This window comes from Protofrankia sp. Cr1 (assembly GCF_963555865.1).
Lineage (GTDB): Bacteria > Actinomycetota > Actinomycetes > Frankiales > Frankiaceae > Protofrankia.
Genome location: NZ_CAUVXO010000046.1, coordinates 8,444 through 14,668, shown reverse-complemented (window position 1 = coordinate 14,668; position 6,225 = coordinate 8,444). Strand labels below are relative to the sequence as shown.

The window sequence follows — 6,225 nt, the reverse complement described above, 5'->3', positions numbered from 1 at the left end:
CCTCGAACCGACCATAGGAGGGACGGTAGCCGTCCCCACCGACGGGAAGCGACCCAGCCGCGCCGTGGTTATGAAGATTTGTTCCGTCATCGCCACAGAAAGGACTGTTCGTGCTGACGATCTATACGACACCGTGGTGCGGCTACTGCGTCCGCCTCAAGCGGCAGCTCGACGCGGCAGGTCTTGCCCACGTCACGGTGGACATCGAAGGGAACCCTGAGGCCGAGCAGATCGTCCGCAGCGCGAACAACGGCAACGCAACCGTGCCGACCGTTGTCTTCGCCGACGGCACCGTGTTGACCAACCCAAGCTTGCGCCAGGTTACCGAGAAGGTTGCTTCTGCCGCATAAGAGATACACAGAGCAACGACAGCCCGGCCATCCACGCTCGCCCTGCACCCGCGGCGCCAGATCGGGGGGCGGTGTCCGTCACTGCCCGTGAAGTTTGTGGCAGAGTTCGGGCTGTGTCGTCAGTACCTTCAGCACATATGTGGAGCGCGGTCGATGTCGCGCTGCAGGCCGCGGGTGCCGTCCACCGGATGGAAGCGACGGCGTTCGTGGTCCTGTCGGCCTCGACCGCGACCTACCAACGGACGACGGGTGCGCTCCCCGGCCTCGACGCCGGCCTGACCCTGCCCCGAAGTGAATCCGTGGGCGCGCGGGTACTCGACGGCGCGCCCGTGGCCCTCACCGAGGTGAGCGATGAGCCGGCGGTTGCCGGCACGGACGAGCCGGCGCGGCTCGGCGTGCGCAGCTACGTCGCCGTCGCGGTACTGGGCGGCGACGGCCGGTTACACGGTCTGCTGGTCGGACTCGACCGGGCACAGGTCACGCTCGCCCCATCCGCGATCATCTTGCTGCGCGGCATCGCCGACGCCGTCGGAGCCCTCATGGACGATGCCGAACACGTTTTCGAACACAGCTTCGAACACGGTTTCGAAGACGGTACCGAAGCGGTACCGAAGGCGGTACCGTGCACCCCGAAGCGACCGAGGCCGGCACGCGAACAGCGCACGGCACACCCGCGCCGTCGGCCGCACCGGCACCGTCGGAACCTGGCGCTCCGCCGCGGCCGAGCCGGCCCGCACCGGGGCGGCCGGCCCCGCCAGGTCACCGGGCACCCGCGGGCACAGCGGCAGCACGTGGCGGGCAGCCGGAGATGCGCTTGCGCCGGTCGCCGACCGGATGGATCGTCGAAGGTCCCGGCGGCGATGTGCGGCCGGTCGGCGACCTGCTGTCCGCGATGGTCCTCGCCGATCTGCTCGCCGAGGACCTCGCCCCGCCCGGCCGGCCCCGACGGCCCGATCATGATCTGACCGAGGTCGAACAGCTGCGGCTGTCGGTCGTCCAGCTCGAGCACGCGCTGGCCTCGCGGGTCATCGTCGAACAGGCGATCGGCGTACTGGCGGAACGACACCACATCCGGCCGCGGGAGGCGTTCGAGCGGCTCCGGCGAACCGCCCGCGGGATGGGACGACGCGTGCACGACCTGGCCCGGCAGGTGATCGAGTCGGTTTCCGACCCACGGGCGGTCCTGCCCGGGGAGCTGGCCGGCAGGGGCGGCGCCAGCCCTAGACCAGCGCCGCCGCGAGCCAACCAGGCCCGCCGCTGACCGAACGGACCAGAGCCTGCCTGGTGGATACCGGTCGACGGGAACCGGTCACCCGGTCACCCGGTCACGAAACGGTCATGGTCAACCGGCCGCGACCTCGATGATCCCCCCGACCGCGGCGGAGATCTTCTCCGCATCCCCGACCAGTACGGTCACCAGCCTCGACGGCGCCAGCACCCGAGCCGAGAGCGCCAGCACGTCCGCGGGCGTCACCGCCTCGAGCGCCACAGGATGATCACGAAGGTATTCGACACCGATGCCGGCCCCGGCCAGTGCCGACAGCGTCGAGGCGAGCCCCACGGCGGTCGCTGTGGACAGCGCCAGCGTGCCGACGGCATACTGGCGGGCCGCATCGAGCTCGTCGGCGGCCACGGGTAGCACAGCCATCCGGCCCAGCTCATAAAAAATCTCAAGCAGTGCCGGCCCGGTCACGTCCGTTGCCACGTCCGCGCTCACCGTGAAGCGGGAACCCGCGACCGGATAGTCGACCGAACTGCGTGGCGAGTAGGTGTAGCCCTTGTCCTCGCGGATGTTCGACACCAGGCGGGAGCTGAAATAGCCGCCGAAGACGGTGCTCGCGAGCCGCTGAGCGGCGTAGGCGGGGTCATGGCGGTTAACGGCCGGCCCGCCGATACGGATGTTCGTCTGGACCGCCCCGGGCCGATCAATGATCACAACAGGACCGCGGACCAGCGCCGGCAGCGCCGGCGTGGGATCAGCCTGTGTGCCGCTCCACCCGCCGAACGCCGCCTCGACCTGGTCGAGCGCGGCCTCGCGGTTCGACATCTCCGACGAGGGTCAGGATGGCACCCGCCGGTGAGATGCGCTCGGCATGCAGGGTGCGCACCTCGGCCTCGGTCACCGCGGCGACGACCTCCGGCGCGGGCGTGTCGCCGCCATAGGGGTGGCTGCCGTACAGCCGGTGCAGCAGGCCCTCCCTGGCGATCACCGCGGGCTGGCTGCGGGCGATCGTGACTTCCTCGACGACCCGGTCCCGCTCGCCGGCGAACTCGCTCGACGGGTAGGCAGCCCCGGTGAGAACCTCGGCGATCAGATCAAGCAGAGGCACGAGATTGGTCGCGAGCGCGGAGCCCACGACCGCGAGCCGGTCGGCGTCCACACCGGTCGACAGCGCTCCACCGAGCGCCTGGACGGCCGTGGCCAGCTCGACCCGGTCCCGCAGCCCGGTGCCGGTGAACAGGGTCTCGGCGAGCAGCTCTGCGCGGGCCTGATGGGCGCTACCGCGGCCGGTGAAGGGGATGCGCAGCCGTACCTCGACCAGTGGCACGCTGGCCCGCCGCACCACCAGTACCCGCAGCCCACCCGGCAGCATCCGCTCGGCCACGGCGGGAAGCTCGGCCGCTACGGTCGGCGCCACCGGTGGGATGGGCGACGCGCCGGCGGCCGGGACGGTTTCAGACGTTGTCGCGACAGTTGCGGCGGTCACCGCAGCCTCCTAGCTGGTTCGAGGGTGGGCCCGGTGTCGCGCTTGAGATCAACCCGGTTCATGACGCCGCGCCGGCGCGCAGTTCCAGCACCGCCCGGCCCTGGGCGCGCAGCGCGGCCGCGGCCGCCCGGACCTCGTCCGAGGTGACCGCACCGACCAGACCGGGAAGTTCATTAATCAGTTCGGGACGACCGCGGTGCAGTTCGAAGGTGGCCATGCCCAGCGCACGCCCGAGCGCGTCGTCGGCCTCCCGCAACAGGCCCGAGACGATCCGGGACTGCACGCGGGCGAGCTCACCGCGTTCCAGGCCGTCAGTGGTGAGGCGGTCGAACTCTTCGTCCACCGCGGCGAGGATCGTCTCGGGCGTCGACTCAGCCGGATGGCGGGCCTCAAAGGTGAGCAACAGCGGATCCCGCTGGTCGAACGGGTCCCCGAAAGTGCCCAGGTAGGTGCTGACACCGATCACCGACCGGTCCTTCTGCACGAGCCGCCGCTCCAGGCGGCTCGCGTCACCGGCGGACAGGACATGGGTCAGCACGTCGTAGGCCAGGAACGTCGGCAGGTCCAGCGCCGGGTCGGGCACCCGGTAACCGACGGCGAGCGCGGGCCGCGGTGCCAGCGGGTCGGTCAGGACCGATCGCCGCTCGTCGGCACGCACCGGCTCGGCAAAGCTCGGACGGACCGGCACTGCACGGGCCGGGATCTCGCCGAAGTAGCGGCCGATCATCGCCAGCGCCTTCTCGACGTCGAAATCGCCGACCACGGTGAGTACGGCGTTGCCGGGCGCGTAGTACTTGTCGAAGAAGTCCTCGGCGTCGTCCAGGCTCGCCGCCGCAAGCTCATGGAAGTCGCCGTAGCCGTTGTGGGCGTTCGGGAACGTGTCGAACGCGACCGGCGGGAGCGTGATCCACGGAAAGCCGCCGTAGGGGCGGTTCATGACGTTCACCCGGATCTCTTCCTGGACGACCGCGATCTGGTTGTCCAGGTTCTCCCGGGTGATCCGCGGAGCGCGCATCCGGTCGGCTTCCAGAAACAGGGCGCGTTCCAACGCCCCGGACGGCAGCAGCTCATAGTAGTCGGTGTGGTCCGGGTGCGTGGACCCGTTGAACATGCCCCCGGCGGCCTGCACGTACTTGGGATGCTCAGCCTTCCCCACGTTCTCGCTGCCCTGGAACATCAGATGTTCGAACAGGTGCGCGAAACCGGTGCGACCTTCGGGTTCGGACCGGAAACCCACGTCGTAGTGGACGGCCACAGCGACAACCGGCGCCGTGTGATCCGGCGCCAGTACGACCCGCAGACCATTGGCGAGCGAGGTTTTCTCGACCCGGTAGGAGGGCGCCGGCAACGAAATGGTGGTCGTGTTCATCTCGGTACGAGGGGGCACGGTTGGCAACGCTACTGCGCCCAAGCCGTTCATGGTCCTGGTCTTCGATGATCCGCGCCACAAGGCCACAACCGGCGGGATCTGTTGCTCACGAGGAATACCGCAGGGACCGCCGCGGGCCTCCCGCCTCCCCTGTCCATCGATCAGCCCGGACTGATCATCGCAGATTGCGATTTCCCGCCACCACCGTGACCAGAACCGCGGCCACGGCGACCTGTAGAACGAGGGTGAGGACCCACCCGGCATCGATCCCGCTGGCAACGATCAAGCCGATCGCGGCACCGACAAGCCCGACCAGGATGGTCATCAGGCAGCCGATCGCCTGCCGGCCCGGCACGATCATGCGCGCGAGGGTGCCGATGACGATGCCGGTGACCACGGCACTGAACAAACCGGTTGGCGCGTCCACGACGCCTGATTATTCACGAAGAGCATCTGGACGCAATCCGATCCGCGACGCCTCGGCACGACGGCCCAGAAATGTACCGACACCGCGACTGCCCGGAGTAAAGTGCGGCCGATGCAAACTGTTCCGGAAGGACAGTTTCCTTCTGATCTTGCCGATGTTCTGCGGCTCGAACTCATGTCTCTTGGCGACGATCTGATCGCGGCGATAGCACGTGAGGTACCGGCATACGCGCGGCCGCTGGAGGGCTCGTTCGGCCGCGGTGTCCGCCAGGGTGTCGAGGAGGCCCTGCTTCGCTTCCTCACCGTGGTCGACACGAACTCGCCCGGCCCGCCGGACCTGGCCGCCAGCCGCGAGGTCTACGTCCGCCTCGGGCGCGGCGAGTTCCGCGCCGGCCGCTCTCTGGACACGCTGCTCGGCGCCTACCGGGTGGGCGCGCGGGTCGCCTGGCGCCGGCTCGCCGACGCGGCGCGGCGCGGCGGCCTGGACGCCGACGGGCTCGTGTCCCTGGCCGAGACGATGTTCGCATACATCGACGGAATCTCCGGTGCCACCGCCGAGGGCTACGCGCTCGCGCAGTCCCGGGCGGCCAGCGAACGCGGTCGCCTGTGGGACCGGCTCGGCGAGCTGATGCTGGCGGGCGGCAACCCGGCGACGATCGAACAGACCGCCCGGGCCGCCTCCTACCGGCTACCCGACAGCCTCGCCGCGATCATCGTGCCCGGGTCCGCCGGCACGGGCACCGGCACCGGCACCGGCACGGACCACGACGGGGACGAGCGTGTGGACGACCGCATCGGATGCCTGGCCCTGCCACCGGACACCCCCCGCGCTATCAAGGGCGATGACATCTGGATATTCGTCGGCGACCCGACCGGCCCCGGCCGCCGCAAGTGGCTGGAACGGGCACTGGTAGGTCTGGGAGCCGTCGTCGGTCCAGCCGTCCCGTGGCCGGAGGCGTCCGCGAGCGCGGCCAGGGCGGCCTTCGCCCGCAACGCCCGTGACCGCGGGGAGCTGCCTGGGGTACCCGGGTGCCCCGGCGGGTCGCTGTTCACCGACGACCACCTGGCCCAGCTCCTGCTCGCCCGGGACCCGGTGCTGCTGGCCGACCTCGCTAGCCTGCGGCTGGCGCCGCTGGACGGACTTCCCGTCAGAGTCCGCGCGCGCCTGGCGGAAACCCTGCTGCTGTGGCTGCGGCTACGGGGGCAACGCGCCCGGATCGCCGCCGAACTCCAGGTGCACCCGCAGACGATCCGCTACCGGTTGAACCAGCTACGCACGCTGTTCGGCGAGAGCCTCGACGACCCCGACGTCCGCTTCGAGCTCGAGCTCGTCCTGCGGGCCAGCCCACGCCCGCCTATGCCGACCCAGGCC

At 70.1% G+C, this 6,225-nt stretch carries 6 protein-coding genes and 1 pseudogene; 4 read left to right on the top strand and 3 right to left on the bottom strand.

Translation table 11 applies throughout. The features are described from left to right. The first annotated feature begins 110 nt into the window (after positions 1–110). The 3 genes from U9980_RS06745 (at position 111) to U9980_RS06735 (ending at position 1,611) form a co-directional block, all read left to right on the top strand. Positions 111–350 carry a mycoredoxin gene (locus U9980_RS06745; RefSeq protein ID WP_322748232.1) on the top strand — a complete coding sequence of 80 codons (240 nt, stop codon included), beginning with the start codon at positions 111–113 and terminating at the stop codon, positions 348–350. Between the two features lie 137 nt (positions 351–487). After that, positions 488–1,315, top strand: coding sequence for a hypothetical protein (locus U9980_RS06740; RefSeq protein ID WP_322767145.1), 828 nt, complete (start codon positions 488–490; stop codon positions 1,313–1,315). Then, the gene (locus U9980_RS06735) at positions 1,243–1,611 is read left to right on the top strand and encodes an ANTAR domain-containing protein (RefSeq protein ID WP_322767144.1); all 369 of its coding nucleotides are present in this window, start codon (positions 1,243–1,245) and stop codon (positions 1,609–1,611) included. Before U9980_RS06740 ends, U9980_RS06735 begins: the two co-directional genes overlap by 73 nt. Positions 1,612–1,692: 81 nt before the next feature. Here U9980_RS06735 and U9980_RS06730 read toward each other — a convergent pair. The 3 genes and pseudogenes from U9980_RS06730 to U9980_RS06720 all read right to left on the bottom strand — a co-directional run bounded on the left by U9980_RS06730 (position 1,693) and on the right by U9980_RS06720 (position 4,854). Beyond that, positions 1,693–3,058 (bottom strand): annotated as a pseudogene (locus U9980_RS06730) (M16 family metallopeptidase). A 58-nt stretch (positions 3,059–3,116) separates the two neighbouring features. Beyond that, a complete protein-coding gene (locus U9980_RS06725) occupies positions 3,117–4,427 on the bottom strand; it encodes a pitrilysin family protein (RefSeq protein ID WP_322767143.1) in 1,311 nt (436 codons plus the stop codon). Positions 4,428–4,602: 175 nt separating this feature from the next. Continuing rightward, complete coding sequence (locus tag U9980_RS06720; RefSeq protein ID WP_322767142.1) at positions 4,603–4,854, bottom strand: GlsB/YeaQ/YmgE family stress response membrane protein; 252 nt, start codon at positions 4,852–4,854, stop codon at positions 4,603–4,605. Between the two features lie 111 nt (positions 4,855–4,965). On the opposite strand from U9980_RS06720, the gene U9980_RS06715 reads away from it, so the two are divergent. Then, on the top strand, positions 4,966–6,225 hold a 1,260-nt coding region (locus U9980_RS06715), incomplete at its 3' end, for a helix-turn-helix domain-containing protein (protein ID WP_322767141.1).

What these genes read in the sequence shown, in the direction of transcription:
- U9980_RS06725 (WP_322767143.1), bottom strand. Translation starts at nt 4,427, where the DNA reads ATGAACACGACCACCATTTCGTTGCCGGCGCCCTCCTACCGGGTCGAG.
- U9980_RS06735 (WP_322767144.1), top strand. Translation starts at nt 1,243, where the DNA reads ATGGTCCTCGCCGATCTGCTCGCCGAGGACCTCGCCCCGCCCGGCCGG.
- U9980_RS06740 (WP_322767145.1), top strand. Translation starts at nt 488, where the DNA reads ATGTGGAGCGCGGTCGATGTCGCGCTGCAGGCCGCGGGTGCCGTCCAC.